Here is a 23,246-nt window from a genome sequence, read left to right as displayed (position 1 = left end):
TTTAGAAGACCTCTCAATCATCCATTTCATAAATTAACGTCGTTTACCAAAATGTAACTTTCTAAAACACTTTACCTATTTTAGACGTTTTATTCTCATTTGTCACCCATATAAATTCTGATTGTTGAACCCTCTTCAACTTTCACACCAGGTTCAGGAGATTGAGCAAGTACAACATTCCCTTCTCCATCTGCATGAACTTTCAGCTCATAATACGATTCATTTAACTCACGCCTTGTACGTCCAACTAAGTCGGGTACTTCAATAAGTGGTGTATCCGCCCAGGTCATTTCTTTCTCAATTTGGCCATCACGTTTTTCAACTCCCATTGCAAGCAAACTATCTCCTATAATGTTACCGACAATCGGAGCAGCTACAATCCCACCAAATTGAAGTGTATCTTTCGGGTTATCAATGGCCACGTATACAACAATCTGAGGGTCATCAGCAGGTGCAAAACCAATAAATGATACGATATGATTATTTTCTAAATAGCGTCCATCTTTTGCTTTCTGAGCTGTACCGGTTTTTCCACCAACACGGTACCCATCAATATAAGCTCCTTTACCAGACCCTAACGCAACAACATGCTCTAGCGCATAACGCACTTCTTCTGAAGTCTCTTCTGAAATAATGCGTCTTTTTACTGTTGGTGTCGTTTGATCCACTACCTCATTTGTAAGAGGGTCAACCCATTCTTTCGCTAAAAATGGTTGATATAAATACCCACCATTAATCGCTGCGGATACAGCGGTAACTTGCTGGATAGGTGTTACGGCAACCCCTTGACCAAATGCCGTTGTTGCCTGTTCAAGAGGACCAACATTATCACGATTAAAGAGAATTCCTGTCCCTTCACCTTGCAAGTCGATCCCTGTTTTTTTCCCAAAGCCAAAATCTTCAATGTAGTCAAACAAACGGTCTTTTCCTAAACGTTCACCTAATACAACAAACCCTGGGTTACAAGAGTTTTGAACGACTTCTAAAAACGTTTGATGACCATGTCCACCTTTTTTCCAACAACGTAGATTTCTTCCTGCTACTTCTATATACCCCGGATCATTAAATGTATCTTTTTCTAAATCTACTTCTCCTTCTTCAAGAGCAGCAGCTAATGTAATAATCTTAAATGTCGAACCAGGCTCATACTGCATCCAAACTGGTTTATTCTGGTTGTAAATTTCCGCAGGGACATCCCGGAAATTTTCAGGATTGTAATGGGGTCTACTACTCATTCCTAGTACTTCCCCCGTATTAGGATTCATCGCAATCGCAATCGCTCCATCTGGATTGTACGTTGCTTCTGCAATGTCTAACTCTCTTTCCATAATCGTTTGCACTTGACTATCAATCGTCAGGCGTAAATCGAGTCCATTAACAGGTGCTGTATATTCGTCTGCCAGATTTGGCATTCGATTCCCTTTTGCAGTTGAAAAGAAAGATACATAGCCACTGTCGCCTTTTAATTCATCATCATAATACAGCTCTAATCCGGTTAACCCTTGGTTATCAATACCAGCAAAACCTAACACATGCGATAAGTAGCTACCAAATGGGTAATGTCTTTTACTATCTTCGGCAATATAAACACCAGCTAAACGTAATGACCTAACCTCACTAGCTTTTTCTTTTGTCACTTTTCTTCCTTCAGGGTTAATCCGAACAATTGATTCATTTTTAGTCACATACTCGTATGCTTTTTGATGATCCATATTTAAAACGGAAGCAAGCTTCTCAGCTGTGTCGACAGGGTCCTGCACTTGCCTTGGAACAACAAGGATGGACGGAGCACTGACATTCGTCGCTAATACAACGTCATTTCGATCTCTTATTTCCCCTCTTTTTGCTTCAAAAGGCACATCTCGACTCCATGAATCTTCTGCTCGATCTGTTAACCAATCTCCTAGTGCAAACTGGACGTAACCAAGTCTTAGTGCAATGATTAAGAACACAGCCAGTCCAAAAAATAATACAAGAATGAGTCGTTTTCTAACTGTTACGTTTGAAACTCGCACCGTAATACCTCCCGAAATCCATCGTTTCAATCTACCGCCATTAAAATGGATTACACTGTAACATCTTTGTAATCTACTATGACGGGGCTTGTTTAAACGTATGCTTGTACACGAGAGGTTAGAACATGTTATGTGCGATTCACCCTTTTCTATTCGTCGTTTGATTCAGCTTCTAAATCCCTTTCATCTGAATTCAAAGCATTTGTTGAAAACTCCACTACGAGGTATTCCCCTTCGCTAATCATTGTCCCCGGTTCGATGCTCTGTTTGTTAACATACCCATTCCCGAAAAATGTTGGATTTAGCTCCATCACTTGAGCAAAACGACGAACGTCCCGATTGGACCAGCCAGTCAAATCTGGCATCTTAACAGAATCACTACTTGTTCGAAGGAATAAGCGTTCCCCTTCTAACATCCCTCGTTCTGGTAAAGGCTGTTGGGCTTCTATCGTTAGTCCGTCTCCAAGGATCATACCCTCAATTCCTTCAGCAGCTAGAATTTCTCTAACGTCCGTTGGCGATTGTCCTACGTAATTTTTCGTTTTGAACCCGGATTCAGTTTCCTCTGTAATTTCATCAACAGTTGGGGAGATATTTAAATATTGTAAACTATGCTTCATAATCGTGTTGAATATCATTGAAGTTGGTGCCGAGCCAGATTCATCCAAACCAATCTTCGGACGCTCTACTGCCACATAAACAATAACGCGAGGATCTTCTTTTGGAGCCATTCCTAAAAACGAAAAAATGTTCTCGCCATGACCCTGTATATACCCTCGTGCATGCGGGTTATTAATTTGAGCCGTCCCTGTTTTTCCAATAACATCAAACCCTTCTATGTAATAAGGGTGACCTGTACCAGTAGAGTGAGTTACAACTCCTTCAAGAAGGTCCTTCACTTCATCAGCCGTTTCTTTAGATATCGGTTCTCCAACAACTTCAGGTTCATTTTGTTGAACAACTGTCTCTGTATTTGGATCGACAATACGGTCGATAATAAAGGGTTTCATCATTTTCCCATCATTTGCAATCGCTGTTGCTGCCTGTATTTGCTGAATCGGTGTAACGGCACTTCCTTGTCCAAAAGCAGTTGTGGCAGCATCAACACGACCATTTCTTGCAAGCAAACTATCTGCCTCGTTCGGTAAATCAATACCCGTCCTCTGGTCAAAACCAAACTTACCTAAATACTCATAAAGTTTCTCTGAGCCAAGTCGATCTAATACAAGTTTAGCCATGGCCACGTTAGAAGATCGATAGAAACCTTCATTAAATGAAATGGCCCCCCATCCTCTAGCCTCATTATGGTCACCAATTCTACGATCTGCCACTTCAATCGTACCAGATTGATAGAGTTCCTCTCCATTGTAGACCCCTTCTTCAATAGCAGCGGCAACAGTAAACATTTTCATTGTAGACCCTGGCTCATAGCGATCCGCAATAGCATAATTCAAATAATTTGTAATTTGTTCATAATGATTTGGATTGAAACTAGGCCGATTGCTCATTCCTAATATCTCACCTGTCTCTGGGTCTGCTACAATGGCAATCATTTTTTCAGGGTTATACTGCTCTTCTACTTGTGTCATCACTTGCTCTAGTGCAGTTTGGATATTAGAATCTAGTGTCAAATACACATTATGCCCATTTTTAGCAGCTGTAATGGACTCATTCGGATGAAGAAGTGGAAACCCTTTTCGGTCTCGTTGATAACTAATTTCCCCATCACTCGGTGCCATCATTTCGTCTAGGCTTCTCTCAAGTCCCATCTTAGATTCCCCTGTGTCGCGTTCAGTAAAACCGATAATATGAGAGGCATATGTCTGTTTCGGATAATACCGCCTTGACTCTTCACGGAAGTATATGCCATCCAATTCCAACTCCACAATCGCTGATACTTGTTCATAAGTTAAATGTCTTGCACCTGTACCAAGCTCTATCTGAAATCGTTCTTCTTCTTTTCCATTTGAAAAAGCCTTAAATAAACTTTCTTCATCCATATTAATATGTGGAGCTAAAAGCTGTGCCGTTTCTTCAATATCTGCAACATAACTTTGATAATTCTCATCCAATACAGCGTAGACCGTATACGAATTCACCTCTTGAGCAACCGGGCTACCAGAGCGGTCAAAAATGGTCCCTCTTACACCCTTAATGACTTCTGTACTCGTCCAACGCTCCTCGCCTAGGGCTTGTAAATTTTGTCCGTCTATTTCCTGTGTTGATTGAATATATATAATGCGAACAAGCAAAACAAGAAACAATACCAATATGACACTTAATAACAACACGGCACGCTTATTTGTAACCGATCTTTTTATTTCCATTTCCCCACCTCATTTCTACTATACAAAAGAGAAAAGACTCCCACCAATCCAATTTATGGAATGAGCGAAAAAAACTAGCTCATCGCTGAACTAGTTTTGCACGACTTTCACTTTATTGTCATCTAGTGACATCCCGAGCTGTTCGGATGCAATATGTAAAATACGATCTGGAGCACTAAGTTCAATCACTTGTAATGTCAGACCTTCATTCACTTGTTGTTGTTTACTTATAGATTGCTCCAATCTATACAATTCTTGGTTCATTGTATAAAGGGATGCGAAATTATTTACGATTACAGCAAGAATAATAAATGTGACGATCGCAATCAAGGCAACAATAGTCTTCTCTCCCCTTGTAATAGGGTTACGAACGTGACGTACTCTTGTCCTTGTATGAGTTTGTGGTTGTTGTTGTTCTTGTATTTTGCGTGCTACCATTGCCAACTTCTATTCCCCCTTTTGCTTCTCTGCTACTCGTAACTTCGCAGAGCGTGAGCGATTATTACTTTCTAACTCCTCAATTGAAGCTACAATTGGTTTTCGTGTGATTAACTTTAAGATCGGCTCATACCCTACAGGTACGACAGGCAATCCTGGTGGTAAATCTGGACCTTTGCTTTTCTCTTTAAAGACTTCCTTGCATAGGCGATCTTCTAAAGAGTGAAACGTAATAACAGATATACGGCCACCTTTTGCTAAAAGAGCAATCGCATCTTCTAAAGCCTCTTCAAACGCTCCTAATTCATCATTTACTGCAATACGAATGGCTTGAAACGTTCGTTTAGCCGGGTGACCACCTGTTCGACGTGCCGGAGCTGGTATGGCCTCTTTAATAATTTCAACCAGTTCACCCGTTGTTTCAATCCTTTTGTTCTCACGGTGCGCTTCAATTTTTCTTGCGATTTGCTTAGCGAATTTTTCTTCCCCGTATCTCGAAATTATTTTTACAAGGCGCTCAAAAGACCAGTCATTCACAACATCGTATGCAGACAAATCTGCTGTCTGGTCCATCCTCATATCGAGGGGGGCATCTTGATGATAACTAAAACCTCGCTCTGCCTCATCAAGCTGCGGACTAGATACACCTAGATCAAATAAAACTCCATCCACTTTTGTTACACCGTGCTCGAGTAATTTCTCCTTCATATAGCGAAAATTACTACGAATCAACGTTACATTTGCCTCAAACGGTTGCAATTGTTCTCTTGCATGCTCTAATGCTTTATCATCCTGATCAAACGCATAGAGATGTCCACTTCCTGAAAGCTGTTCTGCAATCAAAGAAGAATGCCCAGCACCCCCTAATGTACAATCTACATAAATTCCATTAGGTTTAATATTTAAGCCATCTACAGACTCTTGTTTTAAAACTGTCACATGATGAAACATTCCACTACCTCCAAGACAAACAGCTAAAAATCAAAATCAACAATATTTTCTGCTATTTCACTAAATGATTCTTCAGATTCAGCAAAATAGTCTTCCCATATTGTTTTGCTCCAAATTTCTACTCGGTTTGAAACACCTATTACCACACACTCTTTATCAAGTTGTGCATAATCTCTTAATGGTGAAGCTATATTTACTCTTCCCTGCTTGTCTAATTCACATTCAGTAGCTCCGGAGAAGAAAAAACGAGTAAATGCTCTAGCATCTTTTTTCGTAAAAGGAAGATCCTTTAATTTGGTCTCAAGCTTACTCCATTCATCCTGTGGATAAACAAACAAACAGCGATCAAGTCCACGAGTTACAACAAAAGAAGATCCTAAACGATCCCGAAACTTAGCCGGGACAATCATACGACCTTTTTCATCTACGTTATGGCGATATTCTCCCATAAACATCGTGAACCCAACTCCCCCCACTTACTACCCTTAAGTTACCACAATCCTCCACTTTACACCACCAAAAATTTTTAATTTATCCACAAAAAAATCCTGCCACAATGGCAGATTTTATTTATCCACAATTCGACGGAAAAACACAACAGCAATTTACAAATAGACAACTTTATGAAGATGATTAACCGACATATCTGTTGACAATAATCGTCTGAATCCATCTTCACCAATGACATTCATCAACAAAATCGGATGAAATATTCGTTCCTGTGGTCGATTTAACGGAGAAAGCCAATCACCTGTTTCAGTAAACTTTGCAAGTGTATGACTATGAGTTTGTCGAATGAAATTTTTCATCTTTTTTTCCATAAACTGAAGTTGATTTTCGATAATCGCTAAATTCTTTTCACTTAACTTCGCCAGATTAGGGTCAATCTGTTGAGCCAATTCACGAAGGGGATGATGAGATGTACGCACTTTTTCATTCACTTGTTTCATCACATCATCTACTGGATATTCAGTTGCTTCTTCTAACCAACATTCTCTTACTTGTTCCATCTCTCCCATTAAAAACGGCCTTACATCATAGTCATTTTGCGAAAGCCATTTCTGAATATGAGCTGGGATAAACGTCATTTGGATTCGTGGAATAACCGGCGGTACGTTCAGATCAAAATGAGAAAATACATGTTTTAATGTAGCCCAGTAGCGCAGCTCACCCGGTCCAGAAATGAACGCTAAAACTGGCAACAACCATTCCTGCATCAACGGCCTTGTTACGACATTATTGCTAAATCTTTCCGGATTCTCCTTCACCAGCACTTTTAATTGTTCTTTTGAATAATGAAGGTTAGTGCCCTTTATATAAAATTCACCATTTTCGTAATCGACTCTTTTACGCTCACCATCAACTTCTAAAAAAAGATGTGCATTAAGTGGTTCGGTTACAATTGGTTCCCCATACCCAGCTTCCGCAAAAGCAAGTGCTCCTTTTTGTTGATTCAGCTGCACATGTTCAACTTCATCAATTAATTTTTCGAAATAATTGATTTCTAATTTTCGTATCTCTGGGTCATGAGCATCTAACAATAGCAATCCTTCTTTTCCAAAGATCCAGTTCATCATGTTTCTAAAGAAGTCCACAAATGTCACTGATTCATCCGATAAAGAAATCAGCTTTGTATGCAAGTAATTCGTATGAGCTGTTTCAGGGAATGTTGCAAATAATTCTTCAACCCATTTTTTTAACTCCATTTTATTTAATAACAATGTTGAAGCAGAAGAAGCATCTTCTACCGGATGAAAGACATGCTTTTTCCAGCGCTTGCTTTTTTCTTTGTAGACAAATCGAATCTCATCAATATCATGATCCTCGCCGGCAATCCAAAAAATAGGGACTACAGGAACATTGAGTCTTTCTTCTTGTTGTTTTGCTAAAATGAGAATAGACATTGCTTTATAAACGGTATACAACGGGCCTGTTAATAATCCTGCCTGCTGCCCACCAACTACAACAACAGAGTTTTCTTGTTTCAATTTTTTTATTTGCTCATGCGCTACTTCTGCATGGGGCAGGTTTGTATGGACGCGTGTAAAATACTCAGCTAACTCTTCTCTTTTATAAGCCCTCTGATGAAGATCATCCACTCTCTTATGAAACTTTTCTTCGTCAGTGTATGTAAAATCAAAAAAAGGTTTAGTCATTAAATGACCATTTACATAATCTCTTATAAAGCCTGTTTCTGATAGCAAATCTATATCTTTTACTTCCAACATAAATAGACGTCCCTTCATTTGACTAAAATTACCTTCATCATAGCAAATTTATTAGCTCTAGAACAAATAAGAGGACTTAGCTTCAACTGATTATTATCGAAATCAATCCATACCCACTTAACAAGAAATAGAGAATAAGAAAGAACAAGAAATTAAATCTCCATATTCCTTTAAACAGCTTCCTTGTCTGTATATCTCCTGAAACCTTCCAGTGCATCCACGTCACAATTATTGAAATGAAAAAAAACACCGCTAAAATAATCCAAATAAAAGACTGTCCCCAAAGTTCTGCCATGATAAAATAGACGGCAACCATAAATAATAAGGTCGTCCAGTCCGAAGCTAGACGAATAGCTTTCGATTTGTTTTTGGTTACTTTTACATTGACAATGTAAATGAAGTACCATCCTAAAAGTGGAATCGTGACAATCGTCGCGATCACTGAAGCTACTAAATTGGTCATGATTCAACCTCCCCTTCTCTGAACTCTACTTCTTTGCCTTTTATAGCGTCATGTAGGTAAGCAATTATAGGTGCATGAATCTTTTTGTTAGCAGCTTGACGTAGCAGATAACCTAATATGCTATCAATTTCTGTTTTTCGTTTTTTTTCAAAGTCTAAAAGCATTGATGAGGAGTTCGACGATGTCTTTTGGCAAACATCACGTACATACTCCCACATTTGATCTTTTTCGCTCGTTTCAAGAACCGTACACGCTTCATCAAACACTTGGCTCATCATGTTCAAGTAATATTTATTTTCCAGAAGTTGACCGTTTTTAACCATTAATAGGGCTGTTAACGGATTAACACATGCGTTTACAATTAATTTCGAATGCAGTAAGGGGATCCAGTTCTTTTCTTGAAGAATAGGAAACTCATTTAGCCGTAGTGGCGAAAAAGCTGTTTCAATCACCTTTTTTCCTGCCTGAACATAACTCCAACGTAAACGCCCTACCCCAGTATGATAGACTGTCCAATCATTCGTCCGCATTGCTCCATGCTCCACTACGCCAACAGCAACTTCAGGAATAGAAATGTCATGAAACATTTCCGTATGCCCCATTCCATTTTGCAGAAATAAGATAGATGCTACTTTATGCTCAATTCCTTTCAGATCTTCAAGAACTTGTTTGACTTGGTGGGATTTAACGGCAATGATCATGACATCAATCGTCTCTATATCTGTTAGATTATTTTTTAATAAAGCCGAACACGAAGACGTTCGTACATGTTGTACTTTGGTTATCTTATCTGTATGAACTAGATGTAGCCCTTTTTGCTCAATTTGATTTGCCTGAATGTTTCGATGTGTAGCGAGCAAAAGAGAGTTCGTTTGCTGCGCAAGGTAAGATGACAGCAACATACCAATTGAACCCGATCCTATAATTACGTATTTCACTTGTCTTGCTCCTTGTTTTTTTATGAAAATTGTACCACACTCTTCCACCAAACTTACACATTAAAAAAATCTGACTTTTTAAACATTTTCCGCTTCTATAAAAAATTAAATAAAATAAGAACGCTTTCAGAGTAAATTGTAGTAAAATAAAAGAGTCACTAGTTATGAGAAGGAGGATGATTCTTTTATGTATGATTACGAAGTTAAGCGATTACTTGTCAATTATAAAACACTAGAAGAATTTAAAAACTTTCGCGAATATGGTTCAGCAGAACTTTCCATGAAAGGTGATTTAGAGGCCAATATCATTGAAAATGATAGCGAATCTCCTTTTTACGGAATCTACTTTGGAAATAAGCTCGTTGCCAGAATGAGCCTCTATCGGATTACCGGAAAATATGATCGGTACTTTGACCCACCACAAGATTATTTAGAATTGTGGAAACTCGAAGTGTTAGAGGCATATAGAAAGCAAGGGTATGGAGAAACATTAGTAAACTTTGCTAAATCCTTTAAATTACCTATTAAAACGAATGCTAGACAAGGTTCTGGATCCTTTTGGGAGCATATGGGATTTGAAGCTGCTACATACGATGCTTCGCGAGATCGTGGAGAAAGCCCATATATATGGTTCCCTGAAGGTGTTCAAGAACAAGTTATGGACTCGTCATTAAACTAAGCAAGAAGATAACGAAGCAATCAAACAATTACCTCGAATAAGTAAAGAAAACACACATTCTAATAAGAGTGTGTGTTTTCTTACTTTTAAATGGACAGCTTTCTAGCCCGGTCCATTATTGATAATAAGGCCCGGTAATCTTCCGTCATTATTTTTTTCTCTTCTTTAATCTTTTCTAGCTCATCATTTAGTTTTTTATTTTCCTGTTTAAGCTTTTCAATTTCCTCTGTAGGCATCCGATCTTTCATGCTTTCATGATAATCGCTTAGAAAGGATAGAACCTCTTCCATTGTTAATTCGGAAGAAGAAGCCTCTTTCTTTGAAACTTCTACCTCCCTCTCTTTAACCGCCGTTGGAACAGGTTCAATAATTTCGTTACTTGCTTCTGTTGCCCACTCTCTGTCTTCAAACGGTTGCTTTTTCCCTTTTGAACGCTGCTTCTTCGCTAATGCGACCGCAGATTCATATTTTTTTCGGATCGCCGAATTCCATCTGAACCCGCACGCTGCACTCGTTCTAGACAAGCGTTCTCCAACTTCTTCAAAGGCAGCAAGCTGTGTACTCCCTTCTCGTATATGTCTAAGAACAACTTCAGCTAAAATTAAATCTTCATCTGTGCTCCATGCATCCTGGCGAATCGTTGTCATAGAATCCCTCCTCAAAGTCTTGGTTGCTTATTCATATGCATCTACTAGAGTAGAAAGACTAATATTCCTAAAAAAGATCTCTCTTCTTTTCGTGAGATAGATTAGTTCTAGTATTCAATTATGACCGTTTTGCCAGGATCTATTCATAAATCTAGCATCAGTTGTTCTTTGGACGATTCAAAAAGGCTTGTACAGCCTCATGATGCTCAGCAGACTCCCATAACCTAGCGCATTCACGAATCTCTTTTTGAATGTTTTCATGTATCAGATTTTTATCGTAACGATTAACCAGCTTCGATTTGTAAGCTAGGACAACCTCTTTAGAATGTTGTAAAAAAGGTTCTACATAGCTGATGACTCCATCTTTAAATGATTCATCTTCTATAACAGACTGTAAAAACCCATTATGTAAAAGTTCCTCTGATGTATACATTCTTGCTGACAACAACATGTTCAATGCTTCGGTTACAGCCACTTTTTCAAAAAGCAAAGTTGAACCACCCCAACCTGTTGTAATGCCTAAAGTCGCTTGAACAAAACCAACTTTGCAAGCAGGTGTCCCAATTCTAAAATCACATGCAGAAGCTAACTCACTTCCACCACCAACAGCTATTCCATTTAGAGCCGCAACGGTTATTTTCGGAAAAAAAGCAATCTTTTCCAAAATTGTTCCCATCTTCTCTAACATCTTTTTCGCCTCTTTTGCTGTTTGTAAATGTTGAAATGTTGACAAATCACCTCCTGAGCAAAAGGCACGGTTCCCCTCTCCAGTCAATACAACTAGTTTGCTGTCATCGTGTTCGGCTGTTAAAAGCGCTTTCTCTAGTTCATCTATAACATCATGATTAATCGCATTTCTCATTTCTTCTCGATTGAGTACGATCCATGTTATCCCGTTATCTTCCTGTATAACTTTGACAGTATTCACTTTTGACCACTCCTCATCCATTAACAAAAATAGTATACTTTGTAGGTTTATTCGTTTAAGGAGGGAAGAGGAGGTTCGTTCCACTCCGCTACAGCCACTCTTTTTCCACATGAAGTGGAGGTACCCGGGATATTCTAGAGCAACCATCTTTACGATAACAGCCTACAAAAAAGGCGAAGAGAAGTCTCTTCGCCTTTTTGATCATATCAAATTACTTGCTTACTACATCTTGGCCTTTGTAAGAGCCACACTCTTTACAAACACGGTGAGCAAGTTTCAATTCTCCACACTCAGGACATTTAGTCATACCAGGTACTGCTAATTTGTAGTGAGTACGACGCTTATTTTTGCGAGTTTTAGATGTTCTTCTAAATGGTACTGCCATCATTCCCACCTCCTTAAAAAATCTATAAAATCTAATCCAACTTCACTTAGTTGTTGTATGAAATGAAGGCACGAGCGTTGCCGGTGCTTCGATTTTCCTAATCCTTTTTCTCAAAAAACTTTGCCAAATCAGCGAGTCTAGGGTCAACACGGTTCTTATGTTCTTCTTCTGTGACAATTCCCCAGTCTTTCCCTGATGGTGGAGCAAGTCGCTCTGTTTCCGATTCAGCATATACTTGAATAGGAATTTCCAACAAGATAAGTTCTTGAACAACAGGTAGAAGATCAATTGTTTCTCCTTCAAAGAAATGAATTTCATCATGATCAACATCGGCCGTGACATAATCATTGGTAGGATGAAAATGTTCTTTCACATGAAGATCAATAGGAAATACAACATCCGCTAATGTTCGAACACATGGGAGAATCAACTCTCCTGTAATAGAAAGTTGAAAGGTTACCATAGAACCAGTATAGTGGACTTCCCCTTTTACCAAGAAAGGAGAAACAGACCGAATATCTGGATTTAAATCTTTTAAGCTTGATAAATCAACTTCTTCTTCAAATGTAAATGGTTTGCGCTTGGCAATAGATAATTGCTGTAATGACCATTTCATGTCTGATCACCTCTAAGACAACAAAATTAAGTATAGCTCTACAATAAATTAATGTCAACCTTTTTTCTTTACACTGTAAAATCAATTTAGTAGAACTTGTACTTGTTTAAGCATGACGTTTATTGTAGCATGTCATAAAAGAAGAGTAAAGAAACTGTCTTTTTTCTTACTTACTTTATATGGGGATGTGAACATTGAGTGAAAGCAGTTGGGATTGTCGTCGAATATAATCCGTTTCATAACGGTCATCTTTTCCAAGTAAATCAAGCCAAGAAGATTACAGGAGCAGAAGTAGTAGTAGCCATCATGAGTGGAACCTTTTTACAAAGGGGCGAACCTGCTATCATCTCTAAATGGTACCGAACGAAGATGGCCCTTCTATCTGGAGTGGACCTTGTAATTGAACTACCCTATTGTTATTCTGCCCAAAAAGCAGAATTATTTGCTAATGGAGCGATTTCCTTATTATCGGAAATTGGCGTTGACTTCCTGAATTTCGGTAGTGAGTCCGGGGACATTCAAGAATTCCTGCAGTTCGTAACGTTTATGAATAAACACCAAACAGAATTTGACCAATTTGTTCAAGCAAATATGAAATTAGGTTACAGCTATCCTCGAGCTGCCTCAGCAGCTTTTACACAACTACACACTTCTTCGACTGCTCTATCTCTTACAGAACCTAATAACATTCTAGGTTTTCATTATGTAAAAGCAATCGCTGATCAAAAGTGTACGATAAAACCAACAACAACGTTACGAAAGGCTGCACAATACCACGATGAAGATATAAGAGAAGGAACGATTGCAAGTGCAACAAGTATTCGAAAATTGCTTACTAGCAATCAACTTGAAGAAAGCAAACATGTTATGCCGGAGCCTTCTTATCAACTTCTAAAAAACTATCAAGAAACTTACTCTCTCTTTCACACATGGGAAGAGTATTATCCTTTATTGCAATACAAACTTCTTTCAACACCAGTTAATGAGTTACGCTCTATATATGAATGTGAGGAAGGACTTGAGTACCGTTTAAAAGAAGCAAGCAAAAAAGCCGATTCCTTTCATGACTGGATGAATCTTGTAAAAACAAAGCGTTATACTTGGACCAGATTACAAAGAGTTTCAACTCATATTGTTACAAATACAACAAAAATTGAAATGAACGAAGCTCTTAATACAAAACCTAACTATCTCCGTTTATTAGGAATGACTGAAAAAGGTCAGGCTTACCTAAACAAAACAAGAAAACGAAGAACTCTCCCAATTAGGAAACCTGCAAAAGTAGAAGGCATTATGACGGAATTAGAAGAACGAGCCGCCAATGTTTATCTTTCCATACTGCCGAGCCACACAAGAACAGCTGAAATGAAAAAGGAAGCGACCAGGTCCCCCATTCGCTTATAAATGTACGAAAAAACGACTCGAACAATATCGAGTCGTTTTAATTACGATTTTTCAGGCAACGACTGTAAAAAGTTGATGGCTTCTTCAAATGTATCAACAGCAATAACTTCCATATCTGTTCCAATATCACTAGCAGCCTCTACCGCTTCTAAATAATTTGAATTGTAAGCTCCGCCTTCATTTGGAGCAAAAAAGTATCTAGCTCCAGCCTTATCTGCGGCAACAACTTTTTGGGCAGCCCCGCCAATTCGACCAACCATTCCATCTTCATTAATGGTACCCGTTCCAGCAATATCGTATCCTTTCGTTATATCCGCTTCAAGCAATTGATTGTAGATCTCTAATGCAAACATTAGTCCTGCAGATGGCCCTCCAATTTGACTTGTGTCAATCGTTACATTAGGCTCAAACGTTACTTCTCGATCAGTTACAGGCGCAGATATTCCAATTCCTACCCTATCTTCAGGAGCATTCATTTCTTCTGGAAATGGAGAAAAGCCCAGTTCAGCTGTTTGCTCTAATCCATCACGAATATACGTAATTTCAACGGTCTCCGTTTGTGTCTTCCCTTGCAATGTCTCAATCAATTGCTCGGAGGTTACAATTTGCTCTCCATCGACAGCAACAATATGATCGCCCATTTGCAACACATCATGAGCGGGCATTCCTTCAATCAACGTTGTGACCAAAACTCCCTTATGTTCATACTCTACTATTTTTCCCGCTGCCTCATAAGCAACAATTTTAGCCACTTCTTGTGAGCTCGTCATTGCCATTATTTGCCGATGTTGGTACTCATCATCTGTTTCCCCTTCATAGCGAAGTTGTTCTTCTGGATAAATCATTCGATAAGGACTTAAATGAGCCCATGCATAAAAGAAGAGGTTTGCTTTTCCCATCTGAACAGTCGTAAGCATAAACGACCCTTCCTCCTCTGTAAAGCCACCCTCAACCGCAATGACTTCGTCTAACACCTTTGCCCCACCCGGTTGCGAATAATAGTAAGGCAATTGATAAAACTGAACAAACAGCAAAAGTAAGATCAGAACGATCCACCTTTTCTTAATTTTTGAACCGCTCATCATTGTTCTCCTTCCAAGTTTCCATGCATCGTCTTATTTCCGGAAGTTGCTCTCTCGCAGCTTCCTCCCCTCGTTCAATCAGCCGTTCCACTTGTGAGAAATCAAGGGAACTCGAATGTTCTACTATAGGGCGCAACATAATCGAACTGTCGATCTCTTGTACACGAACTAACTCTCTAGCCATAATATCCATGCTTTGCATAATAATATCGTAGACCGTGTTCAATTCTGGTTCTGTACGAAAATATGAAACGTCAACTGCTATTGTAACATCTGCGCCCATTTCTTTCACTACTGAGACAGGTACACGGTCAATCACGCCACCATCTACTAACAAACGATCTTCAACCTTTTCAGGAACAAAAATACCAGGGATCGCAATGCTCGCTCTAACGGCCGTAGCAACGTCCCCTTTTCGTAAAACCACTCGTTCACCGTTTTTTATATCTGTCGCAACAACAGCTACTGGCGGATGTAGCTCTTCTAACTTCTTATCTTTTGCTAACATCCGAATAACCTCTTTAGCCTTAACACCAGCTACAAATCCGAGTTTGGGAACGATAAAATCAATGAAATACTTTCTACGAAACAGCGTTGCAAATCGCTCTAAATGAGCAGGAGATTGGCCTACTCCATACAAGCTGCCAACAAGAGCACCCATACTGCTCCCAGCAATATAATCGATTGGTATTTGCTCTTCCTCTAATACTTTTAAAACCCCAATATGAGCAAAACCCCTTGCTCCCCCGGATCCAAGAGCAAGACCGATTTTTGGTCGTTCTCCCCCCATTCCTATCCTCTCCTTACTGTGTTTATCTCTCACAATAAAATCATATGGTCTATTACGAGCTTGTATACGTATAGTTATATTATGGACAGGTTGGTTTCGAAGTTACATAAAAGGAGGCAGCTATTTCAATGCCATTTTCAATGATAAAAACTCTCACTCTTGCACTTATAAGCATTTTATTAGCAGCCTCTCTCATGATATTTCCACAACAAGCTCTAGAAGGTTCGATTAGAGGGTTAAATATTTGGTGGGAAGTGGTCTTTCCCTCGCTCTTACCCTTTTTTATCGTTTCTGAACTGTTAATTGGCTTTGGCGTTGTCACATTTATTGGGGTTTTGTTAGAGCCTTTAATGCGACCACTTTTCAAAGTTCCAGGTGTTGGAGGGTTTGTTTGGGCTATGGGGCTTGCTTCTGGCAATCCAGCTGGAGCTAAAATAACGGCCCGGTTGAGACAAGAAGGGAAACTATCAAGGATTGAAGCAGAACGCCTCGTTTGCTTTACAAGTTCCGCCAATCCTTTGTTTATCTTTGGTGCCATTGCTGTTGGCTTCTTTCATAATGCAGCGCTTGGGATTGTTTTAGCCCTCGCTCATTATATTGGCAATATCATCGTTGGGCTTCTGATGCGCTTTCATGGTCGTGAAGAGGAAGCAAGTAGTCCACCACCCAAAGCGAATGCTAGCGGGATTGTCACAGCATTTAAAATGCTCCACAAAGAAAGAATAAAAGATGGCCGTCCAATCGGAAAATTATTGGGGGATGCCGTTCAATCTTCTGTACGAACTCTACTTATGATTGGTGGATTCATCATTTTATTCTCTGTATTAAATGAACTATTAAGCTTAGTTGGCTTTGTCCATTTGATTGGTTCATTATTTTCTATCGTTTTAACATTCTTCCATTTGCCTAGTGACTTAAATAGTTCACTTATTTCAGGAATTTTTGAAATGACCCTAGGTGCTCAAATGGCAAGTGAGACTATATCAGTCGGTTTACTTGAACAAATAATCGTAACTAGCTTTATTTTAGCCTTTAGTGGGTTTTCAATCCAAGCTCAAGTAGCAAGCATATTAGCAGAAACGGATATTCGCTTTAAACCCTTTCTCATATCACGGTTTATGCACGGATTTTTTGCAGCCTTTTTAGTCTTTTTGTTTTGGCGTCCCTTTTATCTTAATCAAACTGCTAGTGAACAATGGCAGGCTATTCCCGTATTTCTACGCGAACAATCAAGCTCTTGGTTCCACTCTGCATGGGGATTGATTACTCAGTACGGAGCCTTATTTACATTAATGATGCTACTTGTGTTTATTCTCTTAACAGCCCGAAAAGCACTAAATCGAGCTATCGATTAAAAGAAGGGGATCAAAGGCCATTTGTCCGTTTGATCCCCTTTACATATTTTATTGGAACTTTTTAACCAATGCCTTCGCTACAACTTCTGGAACAATATCAGAAACATCCGCTTGATATTTTGCCACTTCCTTGACGATGCTAGAACTTAAGTAAGAATAACGGTTGTTTGTCATCATGAAAAAAGTTTCAATGTCAGGTCCTAATTTTTTATTAATAGAAGCTGCTTGCATTTCATATTCAAAATCTGACACAGCACGTAAACCACGTATAATCGCTTTTGCTTTTTTGTCCTTCACATAATCAATTAATAGTCCGTTAAACGAATCGACCTCGACATTCGGTAAATCCTTTGTCGCTTCTTGAAGAAGAGCCACTCGCTCCTCCACAGTAAAAAGAGGTTGTTTATTACGATTATGTAAAACAGCAACAATCACTTTATCAAATACAGAAGCACCTCTCGTAATAATATCAAGGTGACCTAATGTGACTGGGTCAAAACTTCCTGGGCACACTGCTATGCTTGTCATGATTCCACCTCTTTTCCTTTTTGAAAAATTGTAATTGTTGTCTCACCGTACGTTTCACTACGGAGCTTTGTCCCAACACCGATTTGCTCTGGGAGTTCTATCGAAGAAGTATGTTCGCACACAATCACTCCGGTATCTGTGACCAATTGGTGATCGAACATAATGCCCATTTCATTTACGATGTTTTGCTTCGCATAAGGTGGATCTAAAAAAATAAGGGAAAAAGCAATTTCTCTTTTAATTAGCGCCTTTAAAGCACGGTTCGCATCGTTTCGATACACTTCGGCTCTTTCTTCAAACTGACATTGCTTCAAATTGTTTTTAATCGTTTCAATTGCTTTTTTATTCTGATCAACAAATACAACTTTATCGATTCCCCGGCTAATGGCTCAATTCCTAAGCCACCACTCCCAGCATATAAATCAAGCGCCATTCCTCCAGAAAAATAAGGACCAATCATATTAAAGATAGACTCTTTCACCTTATCAGTAGTTGGCCTCGTGGAGGAGCCTGGTACCGCTTTTAATGGCAAACCTCTTTTATCACCTGATATTACTCTCACACTATTCACTCATCCTTTTTCTACCTGTTTCTTTTCTTTCAAACGTATCATACGAATATCATTTAGACAAACATCTTACAAGAAAATAACAATTTTTCATTTGAGACGTATGGAATAAAGAAAGACGGGTCATACTTCAATTAGTAGCACTTAATGTGTTGCTACAACCGCGGAGAAGGCTTACGTTTCCCCATAAGTTCTTCCTCCGGTTTCTCCTCTCCCATAGCCTCATGACATACATAAGTATGTGTATGGGCACCTCGCAAGGAGTTCCTTGCGGGGATTTTTTTGCTCGACATAGGCCACTAATCATGCTACATTTTCATTCATAGAAAGATCTAATAGAAAGAAGGCTTTTTTAACATGATCCAAAAATTTATTCACTTAGGAGAAGGCTTTAATGATTTGTATGAGCTACTTGAACTCGCCAAATCGAATCAATCTAGAATACATATGCTATTAAGGTTAGACAGCGTTTACGACTCCATAGAAAGAAGCTCAATTGTCGTGATTTTACAACCGGCTTCCCCTGGTAAAATGATGCCACTTTATCTTTGTCTCGAAGGAATTCCTCAACCAGAAAAAAGCCATCAGAGCGATATCGACTTTTTGATCAAGTAGCAAGTGACTTGAACAAGCCCATACATGCGTTACAAGTAAAATCAGCAAAAGAATTTAAAGAACTTGAACTGTACTATCAATACTTAATTGGTGTATTGCGAATGAATCGATACATCCCCCCACTTCAGTAAGACGGCACTGAAAAGGTCGATTTTATCATTTATGATTAGTCATCGAAAAAGAGACGACTTCATAAACGAAGTCGTCTTAAATTCCCATTTTATAATCATACTCTTTTGCTTTATCCGGTTTTGCATTTTGAAATTCTGTCTCAATAAATGGACGCATGGATGGTTTCACGTCACGCACAAATGGAAATGTATGTAGTTTTTTGATTGTGTCGTCTACCTTCTCTTGATCACAGTAAAAAATAACGTATTTCATCTTTTTTGAAACATAATGCACATTTCCAAATCGTCTTAGTTGTCTAGCAAACTTCAATGATGTTAACCAAACAGCTATTCCTTGGCGCTTTGAACCTAACATAGAATGGTTTCTCCTTATCCATTTTTATTCTTAGCTTTTAGTCTAGCACGTTCCAAATAATCGAGCAATACGTGTTAATTGTTCTAAAAAAGATGCGCGAAAGATCCAAACGAGATCTTCGCACACCTCTAAATTAGCTACAGCCACAACCTCCACCGGAACTACACCCTCCACTACATGACATGTTATCAAAGAATGGATTCCCGGTAGGCACTTTTATCGTTTGTGATACCGATTTAGCTATAATTTCACAAATTTCATTTAAAAGAGACTCAAGGTCTCGTTCTGCTTTTTTGAACAAAGAAACCGTTTCTGTTAAATCGACTTCTCTTTTGGCTTGCCGTATATTTGTTGAAACTTTATCGTAATCTGGATGATATCTTCCAAAACGTTGAACTTCTTCGTATTGTTCTTTAAGCTGATTAAATTTAGCGATTCGCTTCTGAGCATCTAGGTCATCTTGCATCTCTTTTTTAGCGATAATATATTCCTGGTAAATGTCAGACTGAATGACTGCTTGACCTAATTCACTAGCCTCATCAATCAACTCCAGAGTTGAGATTGTTGCGAGCATACTCACACCTCCTAAAACACATTATAGCATGTCTTTAGGAATTAACATAATACCTGAATTTCTGAAGGATTATGAACCTCTATTCCTCTTTCTTTTGTTAAGTCTTTAGTTAACCTAAGCAACGCTTCATCTTTCTGTTTTGCCTCTATCATAACATCTAGTTTGTTTACTGTTCCTTTAATTAATTGCAAAAAGTCATAAAACCTTTTTGCATCAATATAATCATGATGCTTTCTGTCTCCAGGCCCTTCTTTAGGACTTGAGATATGTATTTTCACAGGGAAAGGACTATGTTGCCAAGTAGAAACCACTCGTTCCCACAATGCAAGGAGTTCAGTGGATTCATGCAAGACATCATAATGATGAAGATCTAAAATAACTGGGATATGTAATTTTTCCCCAAGATACAAGGCATCTTCAATTGTATAATTAACATCATCATTTTCAATCATGATCATCTCTTGAATCACTTTTGGTATTTCAGAGAAATTTTCAATAAATTGCTCTAAGCCTTCATCTCTTCCATCTTTCTTTCCGCCTATATGAAGAACACAACGATGCTTATGTGAGAGCCCCATTCCTTTTAATAGTTTGTAATGCATCATTAACGTTCGTAACGATTGCTGTAAAATGTCTTTTGAACGATTATTTAAGACAACAAAGTGGTCTGGATGAAAATCAACTCTCATTCTTTCATTCTGAATAAATTGCCCTAACTCTTTTAGAACGGGTGCTAACGTTCGCTCATATTTCCACCCTTCTGTTAACGGGTGATTTGCAAGTGGGACAAGTCGGGAAGATAGACGAAAGAAAGAGATTTGATGCGCTTTATTATGTTTCATAAGTCGAAGGCAATTTTTAACATTCGATTCAGCTATTCGTTCTAGCTTTCGAATTCCTGCCTCTTCATCACTAATTTGTTCAAACTGTTTTACTGTCATCGTTTGAGAGGGGGACGCATTTGAAAGTACGACACTCATAGCCACATACCCTAACCGAACCTCATAAGAATCAACCATGTTTGACTTACCTCCCTAGTTTGTCTATAATTCACTCGTCTTGTTTATTTGTAAGAAGAAGGTGACTAGAATAATGAAGATCGTGACATTTAATCCATTTAGAACAATTGGAATGCCAGGAATCCAATACGTTAAACCTGAGCAAATGTTTGAAGAGCGTGAAAAAATTGCCGCTGCAGATGTTTGTTTGTTCCCAGAGAATTGGCAAGTTAATGCCCTCGTTTATGGAATGAAAAAGAACATTTTTCCTAGTATTCAATCAATCCAGATGGGCTTTAACAAAATTGAAGTGACACGTGCCCTTTGGAGTGTTTGTCCTGATCATGTACCTAAAACGGTCATTTTAGGACGGAACCACGATAATATTAATCGAGTTTTCGATGAATTTCCTTTTCCTTTTGTGGCAAAAGAAATTCGTAACTCAATGGGTAAAGGTGTTTTTCTTATTGAAAATCATAAACAATTCAATGAGTATGCTGAAAACAATCCTTATTTCTATGTGCAAGAGTATTTACCAATTGACCGTGATCTAAGGGTTTGCGTTGTAGGTGATGATGTCCTTACTGCTTATTGGCGTATCAATGAGCGAAATACGTTTCGTAACAATGTTGCACAAGGAGCTCGAATCTCATTTGACGATATTCCAGAAGAAGCCATTGAGCTTGTTCGTCAAACAGCTAGAAGCTTGGGAGTAAATCATGCTGGTTTCGATGTGATTTCCGCTGGTGGTAAATTTTATTTCTTAGAATTTAATACTTTATTTGGCAATCAAGGGTTTCAACAACTCGGCATCTCAGTTGAACAAAATATTTATAAATATTTACAAGAAACGATCACTCTACAGTAATCTCAAATTCTTCTTCCAACTCATACGGTGAATAATCATTTTTCACGACAACGACCTTGATTTCATGCTCACCAGCCGGTAAATCTTTAATTAAAAATGCTGGTTCAAATAGAGTGTCAACATGTTCATCGTTTACGTATAGCCGGATGTGCCCTTCTCCTTCTTGATGAAGCGCTCCGGCTTTTTCATTAAACGTGAAATTAGGAACGAAACATTCAACAAACACATCCCTCTCCTTAACTTCGTGATAGACCGTTAACTCCCGACTTCCCCCAACTTTCACATCGACCATACCTGTACTACGAAATGAAATAATTTCAAGTTGTTGAAGAGCCATTGGTACGCCTTTTGCAAAACCTGTAGAGCCTCCGAGTCCTCCTATTAAAATAAATGAACAAATCAAAATCTTTTTCCACATTACTAAATTCCTCCATATTTTCATTACTGTTATGTTCTCCTTGATAAGCGTATCTATTCTTCCTACAACAAAAATAGACCTGTCATTTATTGAACAGGCCCTTGTGACTCAACAGAATTTGTTGACTGATTCATTTTTAACATCTCCATCATCATCATGACTAATCCAAGAGAATTTTGAACTTTTTCTACACGTTGAGGAAGTGTCCGTCCGTAAAATTGGTTTGCTTCCTTTTCTAATGCCGGAATCTGACTTGGGTCTCTTGTTAATTTCCGATACCAAATTGGGTGCTGCCTAATGTACTGTCGTAGCTCTGGACGTTCAAAAAGAACTCTTTGTACATCTGCTCTCATTTCCCTCACTCCTTGTGTCATTAAAATTAATCTCGTCTAAAGGAAAATGGGTGATCTTGTTGACTCTGATTGGATGGATTAGAAGGTTTCTGAAATGATTGGATTACATTTTGAACATTTGCTAGCACAGCACTAAATTGTGTTAAATGTTGTTGCAGGTCATCAACATTCATTCGTTTCACAAGTCCCATTATTTGACCTAACGTATCACTAGCACTTTTCGAAGACTTTTCGGTTTGCTCCTCCGGCTTCTCTTCCACGTTGTTTTTTTCCACCGTTGAAGAGGCGTTCCACTGTTCATGATCACTACCTACTATACTCCATTCTTCAAAAAGTTCCTGAAGCGTCTTCTTCTCCTCCTTTACTTCTTTTAGTAAATGAGGATGTTCTCGCATAAACTGTTTAAATTCTTTTACGGAAGGATGTAGTTCTTTTTTTGAATCCATCTCACGTATCCTCCTTCTTTTCCTTCTTTCTAATATTCTACACAAGTGCCCAGTCCAACGTTCACATGAATAAGGAAAAAACTTGAGTATTGTTTGTCTTTTAAATTGGTTTGCTCTAGAGAAGATTGATTGGAGCTAGAAGGACG

Annotated in this window: 25 protein-coding genes and 2 pseudogenes; 5 read left to right on the top strand and 22 right to left on the bottom strand. The window is 38.6% G+C overall.

The window, feature by feature from the left end; translation table 11 throughout:
- Positions 1–95: 95 nt before the first annotated feature.
- The 8 genes from JCM9140_RS00240 to JCM9140_RS00205 all read right to left on the bottom strand — a co-directional run bounded on the left by JCM9140_RS00240 (position 96) and on the right by JCM9140_RS00205 (position 9,360).
- Positions 96–2,015, bottom strand: a complete 1,920-nt coding sequence (locus JCM9140_RS00240) for a stage V sporulation protein D (RefSeq protein WP_034740725.1) — start codon at positions 2,013–2,015, stop codon at positions 96–98.
- Between the two features lie 149 nt (positions 2,016–2,164).
- Positions 2,165–4,342, bottom strand: coding sequence for a penicillin-binding transpeptidase domain-containing protein (locus JCM9140_RS00235; RefSeq protein WP_052001972.1), 2,178 nt, complete (start codon positions 4,340–4,342; stop codon positions 2,165–2,167).
- Between the two features lie 90 nt (positions 4,343–4,432).
- Positions 4,433–4,780, bottom strand: a complete 348-nt coding sequence (ftsL, locus tag JCM9140_RS00230) for a cell division protein FtsL (protein WP_235715243.1) — start codon at positions 4,778–4,780, stop codon at positions 4,433–4,435.
- A 9-nt stretch (positions 4,781–4,789) separates the two neighbouring features.
- Positions 4,790–5,731 (bottom strand): 16S rRNA (cytosine(1402)-N(4))-methyltransferase RsmH, encoded by a 942-nt coding sequence (gene rsmH, locus JCM9140_RS00225; protein ID WP_034740719.1) that lies wholly within the window; start codon positions 5,729–5,731, stop codon positions 4,790–4,792.
- Positions 5,732–5,754: 23 nt separating this feature from the next.
- Positions 5,755–6,186 carry a division/cell wall cluster transcriptional repressor MraZ gene (mraZ, locus tag JCM9140_RS00220; RefSeq protein ID WP_034741280.1) on the bottom strand — a complete coding sequence of 144 codons (432 nt, stop codon included), beginning with the start codon at positions 6,184–6,186 and terminating at the stop codon, positions 5,755–5,757.
- Positions 6,187–6,336: 150 nt separating this feature from the next.
- Complete coding sequence (bshC, locus tag JCM9140_RS00215) at positions 6,337–7,959, bottom strand: bacillithiol biosynthesis cysteine-adding enzyme BshC (RefSeq protein WP_052001971.1); 1,623 nt, start codon at positions 7,957–7,959, stop codon at positions 6,337–6,339.
- A gap of 82 nt (positions 7,960–8,041) precedes the next feature.
- On the bottom strand, positions 8,042–8,422 hold the full coding sequence (locus JCM9140_RS00210; RefSeq protein WP_034740716.1) for a DUF3397 domain-containing protein: 381 nt from the start codon (positions 8,420–8,422) through the stop codon (positions 8,042–8,044).
- On the bottom strand, positions 8,419–9,360 hold the full coding sequence (locus JCM9140_RS00205) for a 2-dehydropantoate 2-reductase (RefSeq protein WP_156314693.1): 942 nt from the start codon (positions 9,358–9,360) through the stop codon (positions 8,419–8,421). The genes JCM9140_RS00210 and JCM9140_RS00205 overlap by 4 nt, the downstream gene beginning before the upstream one ends.
- A gap of 187 nt (positions 9,361–9,547) precedes the next feature.
- On the opposite strand from JCM9140_RS00205, the gene JCM9140_RS00200 reads away from it, so the two are divergent.
- Positions 9,548–10,039: an N-acetyltransferase gene (locus JCM9140_RS00200; RefSeq protein ID WP_034740714.1), complete on the top strand. Its 492-nt coding sequence runs from the start codon at positions 9,548–9,550 to the stop codon at positions 10,037–10,039.
- Positions 10,040–10,125: 86 nt separating this feature from the next.
- Here the strand turns inward: JCM9140_RS00200 and JCM9140_RS00195 are convergent, their stop codons facing one another.
- From JCM9140_RS00195 to JCM9140_RS00180, 4 genes are all read right to left on the bottom strand, one after another.
- Complete coding sequence (locus JCM9140_RS00195; protein ID WP_034740711.1) at positions 10,126–10,686, bottom strand: RsfA family transcriptional regulator; 561 nt, start codon at positions 10,684–10,686, stop codon at positions 10,126–10,128.
- Positions 10,687–10,843: 157 nt separating this feature from the next.
- Positions 10,844–11,614 (bottom strand): enoyl-CoA hydratase/isomerase family protein, encoded by a 771-nt coding sequence (locus tag JCM9140_RS00190; RefSeq protein ID WP_034740708.1) that lies wholly within the window; start codon positions 11,612–11,614, stop codon positions 10,844–10,846.
- 211 nt (positions 11,615–11,825) lie between these two features.
- Positions 11,826–11,999 carry a 50S ribosomal protein L32 gene (rpmF, locus tag JCM9140_RS00185; protein ID WP_034627262.1) on the bottom strand — a complete coding sequence of 58 codons (174 nt, stop codon included), beginning with the start codon at positions 11,997–11,999 and terminating at the stop codon, positions 11,826–11,828.
- A 97-nt stretch (positions 12,000–12,096) separates the two neighbouring features.
- Positions 12,097–12,615 (bottom strand): YceD family protein, encoded by a 519-nt coding sequence (locus JCM9140_RS00180; RefSeq protein WP_034740705.1) that lies wholly within the window; start codon positions 12,613–12,615, stop codon positions 12,097–12,099.
- Positions 12,616–12,813: 198 nt separating this feature from the next.
- Here JCM9140_RS00180 and JCM9140_RS00175 point away from each other — a divergent pair, with 198 nt between their 5' ends.
- Positions 12,814–14,019, top strand: a complete 1,206-nt coding sequence (locus tag JCM9140_RS00175; protein ID WP_034740701.1) for a nucleotidyltransferase — start codon at positions 12,814–12,816, stop codon at positions 14,017–14,019.
- A 41-nt stretch (positions 14,020–14,060) separates the two neighbouring features.
- On the opposite strand, the gene JCM9140_RS00170 is transcribed toward JCM9140_RS00175, so the two are convergent.
- Positions 14,061–15,101 (bottom strand): SepM family pheromone-processing serine protease, encoded by a 1,041-nt coding sequence (locus JCM9140_RS00170; RefSeq protein ID WP_034740698.1) that lies wholly within the window; start codon positions 15,099–15,101, stop codon positions 14,061–14,063.
- A complete protein-coding gene (locus tag JCM9140_RS00165; RefSeq protein ID WP_034740697.1) occupies positions 15,082–15,891 on the bottom strand; it encodes a patatin-like phospholipase family protein in 810 nt (269 codons plus the stop codon). Before JCM9140_RS00165 ends, JCM9140_RS00170 begins: the two co-directional genes overlap by 20 nt.
- 128 nt (positions 15,892–16,019) lie before the next feature.
- Between JCM9140_RS00165 and spoVV the strand changes: the two genes are divergently transcribed.
- Positions 16,020–17,246 (top strand): dipicolinic acid transporter SpoVV, encoded by a 1,227-nt coding sequence (gene spoVV / locus JCM9140_RS00160; RefSeq protein WP_034740694.1) that lies wholly within the window; start codon positions 16,020–16,022, stop codon positions 17,244–17,246.
- Positions 17,247–17,294: 48 nt separating this feature from the next.
- Here spoVV and coaD read toward each other — a convergent pair whose 3' ends face one another.
- Positions 17,295–17,774 carry a pantetheine-phosphate adenylyltransferase gene (gene coaD / locus JCM9140_RS00155; protein WP_034740691.1) on the bottom strand — a complete coding sequence of 160 codons (480 nt, stop codon included), beginning with the start codon at positions 17,772–17,774 and terminating at the stop codon, positions 17,295–17,297.
- Positions 17,771–18,336 (bottom strand): annotated as a pseudogene (gene rsmD, locus JCM9140_RS00150) (16S rRNA (guanine(966)-N(2))-methyltransferase RsmD). The gene coaD and the pseudogene rsmD overlap by 4 nt, the downstream one beginning before the upstream one ends.
- A 363-nt stretch (positions 18,337–18,699) precedes the next feature.
- Here rsmD and JCM9140_RS00145 point away from each other — a divergent pair.
- Positions 18,700–19,088: pseudogene (locus JCM9140_RS00145) on the top strand (DUF7147 family protein).
- Between the two features lie 76 nt (positions 19,089–19,164).
- Here JCM9140_RS00145 and JCM9140_RS00140 read toward each other — a convergent pair.
- The 3 genes from JCM9140_RS00140 to uvsE form a co-directional block, all read right to left on the bottom strand.
- Complete coding sequence (locus JCM9140_RS00140) at positions 19,165–19,443, bottom strand: YlbG family protein (RefSeq protein ID WP_034740688.1); 279 nt, start codon at positions 19,441–19,443, stop codon at positions 19,165–19,167.
- 133 nt (positions 19,444–19,576) lie between these two features.
- Positions 19,577–20,017 carry a YlbF/YmcA family competence regulator gene (locus JCM9140_RS00135; protein WP_034740685.1) on the bottom strand — a complete coding sequence of 147 codons (441 nt, stop codon included), beginning with the start codon at positions 20,015–20,017 and terminating at the stop codon, positions 19,577–19,579.
- Positions 20,018–20,058: 41 nt separating this feature from the next.
- Complete coding sequence (uvsE, locus tag JCM9140_RS00130; protein ID WP_034740682.1) at positions 20,059–21,036, bottom strand: UV DNA damage repair endonuclease UvsE; 978 nt, start codon at positions 21,034–21,036, stop codon at positions 20,059–20,061.
- A gap of 73 nt (positions 21,037–21,109) precedes the next feature.
- On the opposite strand from uvsE, the gene JCM9140_RS00125 reads away from it, so the two are divergent.
- Positions 21,110–21,883 carry an ATP-grasp domain-containing protein gene (locus JCM9140_RS00125; RefSeq protein WP_034740679.1) on the top strand — a complete coding sequence of 258 codons (774 nt, stop codon included), beginning with the start codon at positions 21,110–21,112 and terminating at the stop codon, positions 21,881–21,883.
- Here JCM9140_RS00125 and JCM9140_RS22200 read toward each other — a convergent pair.
- The 3 genes from JCM9140_RS22200 to JCM9140_RS00110 form a co-directional block, all read right to left on the bottom strand.
- A complete protein-coding gene (locus JCM9140_RS22200; protein WP_052001969.1) occupies positions 21,870–22,301 on the bottom strand; it encodes a hypothetical protein in 432 nt (143 codons plus the stop codon). The genes JCM9140_RS00125 and JCM9140_RS22200 overlap by 14 nt on opposite strands.
- Before the next feature lie 86 nt (positions 22,302–22,387).
- Positions 22,388–22,654: a YlbE-like family protein gene (locus JCM9140_RS00115; protein WP_034740678.1), complete on the bottom strand. Its 267-nt coding sequence runs from the start codon at positions 22,652–22,654 to the stop codon at positions 22,388–22,390.
- 26 nt (positions 22,655–22,680) lie between these two features.
- Positions 22,681–23,100: a YlbD family protein gene (locus JCM9140_RS00110; RefSeq protein WP_034740676.1), complete on the bottom strand. Its 420-nt coding sequence runs from the start codon at positions 23,098–23,100 to the stop codon at positions 22,681–22,683.
- Positions 23,101–23,246: the final 146 nt, after the last annotated feature.

The sequence above is a fragment of the Halalkalibacter wakoensis JCM 9140 genome (assembly GCF_000513095.1).
GTDB classification, from domain to species: Bacteria; Bacillota; Bacilli; order Bacillales; family Bacillaceae_D; genus Halalkalibacter; species Halalkalibacter wakoensis.
The sequence above is the reverse complement of the archived record's forward strand: the minus strand, read 5'-3'. Positions and strand labels throughout refer to the sequence as shown.

Coding starts and splice junctions, on each gene's coding strand:
- JCM9140_RS22200 (WP_052001969.1), bottom strand. CDS start 22,301: ATGTGGAAAAAGATTTTGATTTGTTCATTTATTTTAATAGGAGGACTC.
- JCM9140_RS00125 (WP_034740679.1), top strand. CDS start 21,110: ATGAAGATCGTGACATTTAATCCATTTAGAACAATTGGAATGCCAGGA.
- JCM9140_RS00180 (WP_034740705.1), bottom strand. CDS start 12,615: ATGAAATGGTCATTACAGCAATTATCTATTGCCAAGCGCAAACCATTT.
- JCM9140_RS00200 (WP_034740714.1), top strand. CDS start 9,548: ATGTATGATTACGAAGTTAAGCGATTACTTGTCAATTATAAAACACTA.
- coaD (WP_034740691.1), bottom strand. CDS start 17,774: ATGACAAGCATAGCAGTGTGCCCAGGAAGTTTTGACCCAGTCACATTA.
- JCM9140_RS00140 (WP_034740688.1), bottom strand. CDS start 19,443: ATGTTAGGTTCAAAGCGCCAAGGAATAGCTGTTTGGTTAACATCATTG.
- JCM9140_RS00135 (WP_034740685.1), bottom strand. CDS start 20,017: ATGCTCGCAACAATCTCAACTCTGGAGTTGATTGATGAGGCTAGTGAA.
- rpmF (WP_034627262.1), bottom strand. CDS start 11,999: ATGGCAGTACCATTTAGAAGAACATCTAAAACTCGCAAAAATAAGCGT.
- JCM9140_RS00195 (WP_034740711.1), bottom strand. CDS start 10,686: ATGACAACGATTCGCCAGGATGCATGGAGCACAGATGAAGATTTAATT.
- ftsL (WP_235715243.1), bottom strand. CDS start 4,780: ATGGTAGCACGCAAAATACAAGAACAACAACAACCACAAACTCATACA.
- JCM9140_RS00210 (WP_034740716.1), bottom strand. CDS start 8,422: ATGACCAATTTAGTAGCTTCAGTGATCGCGACGATTGTCACGATTCCA.
- rsmH (WP_034740719.1), bottom strand. CDS start 5,731: ATGTTTCATCATGTGACAGTTTTAAAACAAGAGTCTGTAGATGGCTTA.
- JCM9140_RS00115 (WP_034740678.1), bottom strand. CDS start 22,654: ATGAGAGCAGATGTACAAAGAGTTCTTTTTGAACGTCCAGAGCTACGA.
- mraZ (WP_034741280.1), bottom strand. CDS start 6,186: ATGTTTATGGGAGAATATCGCCATAACGTAGATGAAAAAGGTCGTATG.
- uvsE (WP_034740682.1), bottom strand. CDS start 21,036: ATGGTTGATTCTTATGAGGTTCGGTTAGGGTATGTGGCTATGAGTGTC.
- JCM9140_RS00170 (WP_034740698.1), bottom strand. CDS start 15,101: ATGAGCGGTTCAAAAATTAAGAAAAGGTGGATCGTTCTGATCTTACTT.
- JCM9140_RS00110 (WP_034740676.1), bottom strand. CDS start 23,100: ATGGATTCAAAAAAAGAACTACATCCTTCCGTAAAAGAATTTAAACAG.
- spoVV (WP_034740694.1), top strand. CDS start 16,020: ATGCCATTTTCAATGATAAAAACTCTCACTCTTGCACTTATAAGCATT.
- JCM9140_RS00235 (WP_052001972.1), bottom strand. CDS start 4,342: ATGGAAATAAAAAGATCGGTTACAAATAAGCGTGCCGTGTTGTTATTA.
- JCM9140_RS00165 (WP_034740697.1), bottom strand. CDS start 15,891: ATGGGGGGAGAACGACCAAAAATCGGTCTTGCTCTTGGATCCGGGGGA.
- bshC (WP_052001971.1), bottom strand. CDS start 7,959: ATGTTGGAAGTAAAAGATATAGATTTGCTATCAGAAACAGGCTTTATA.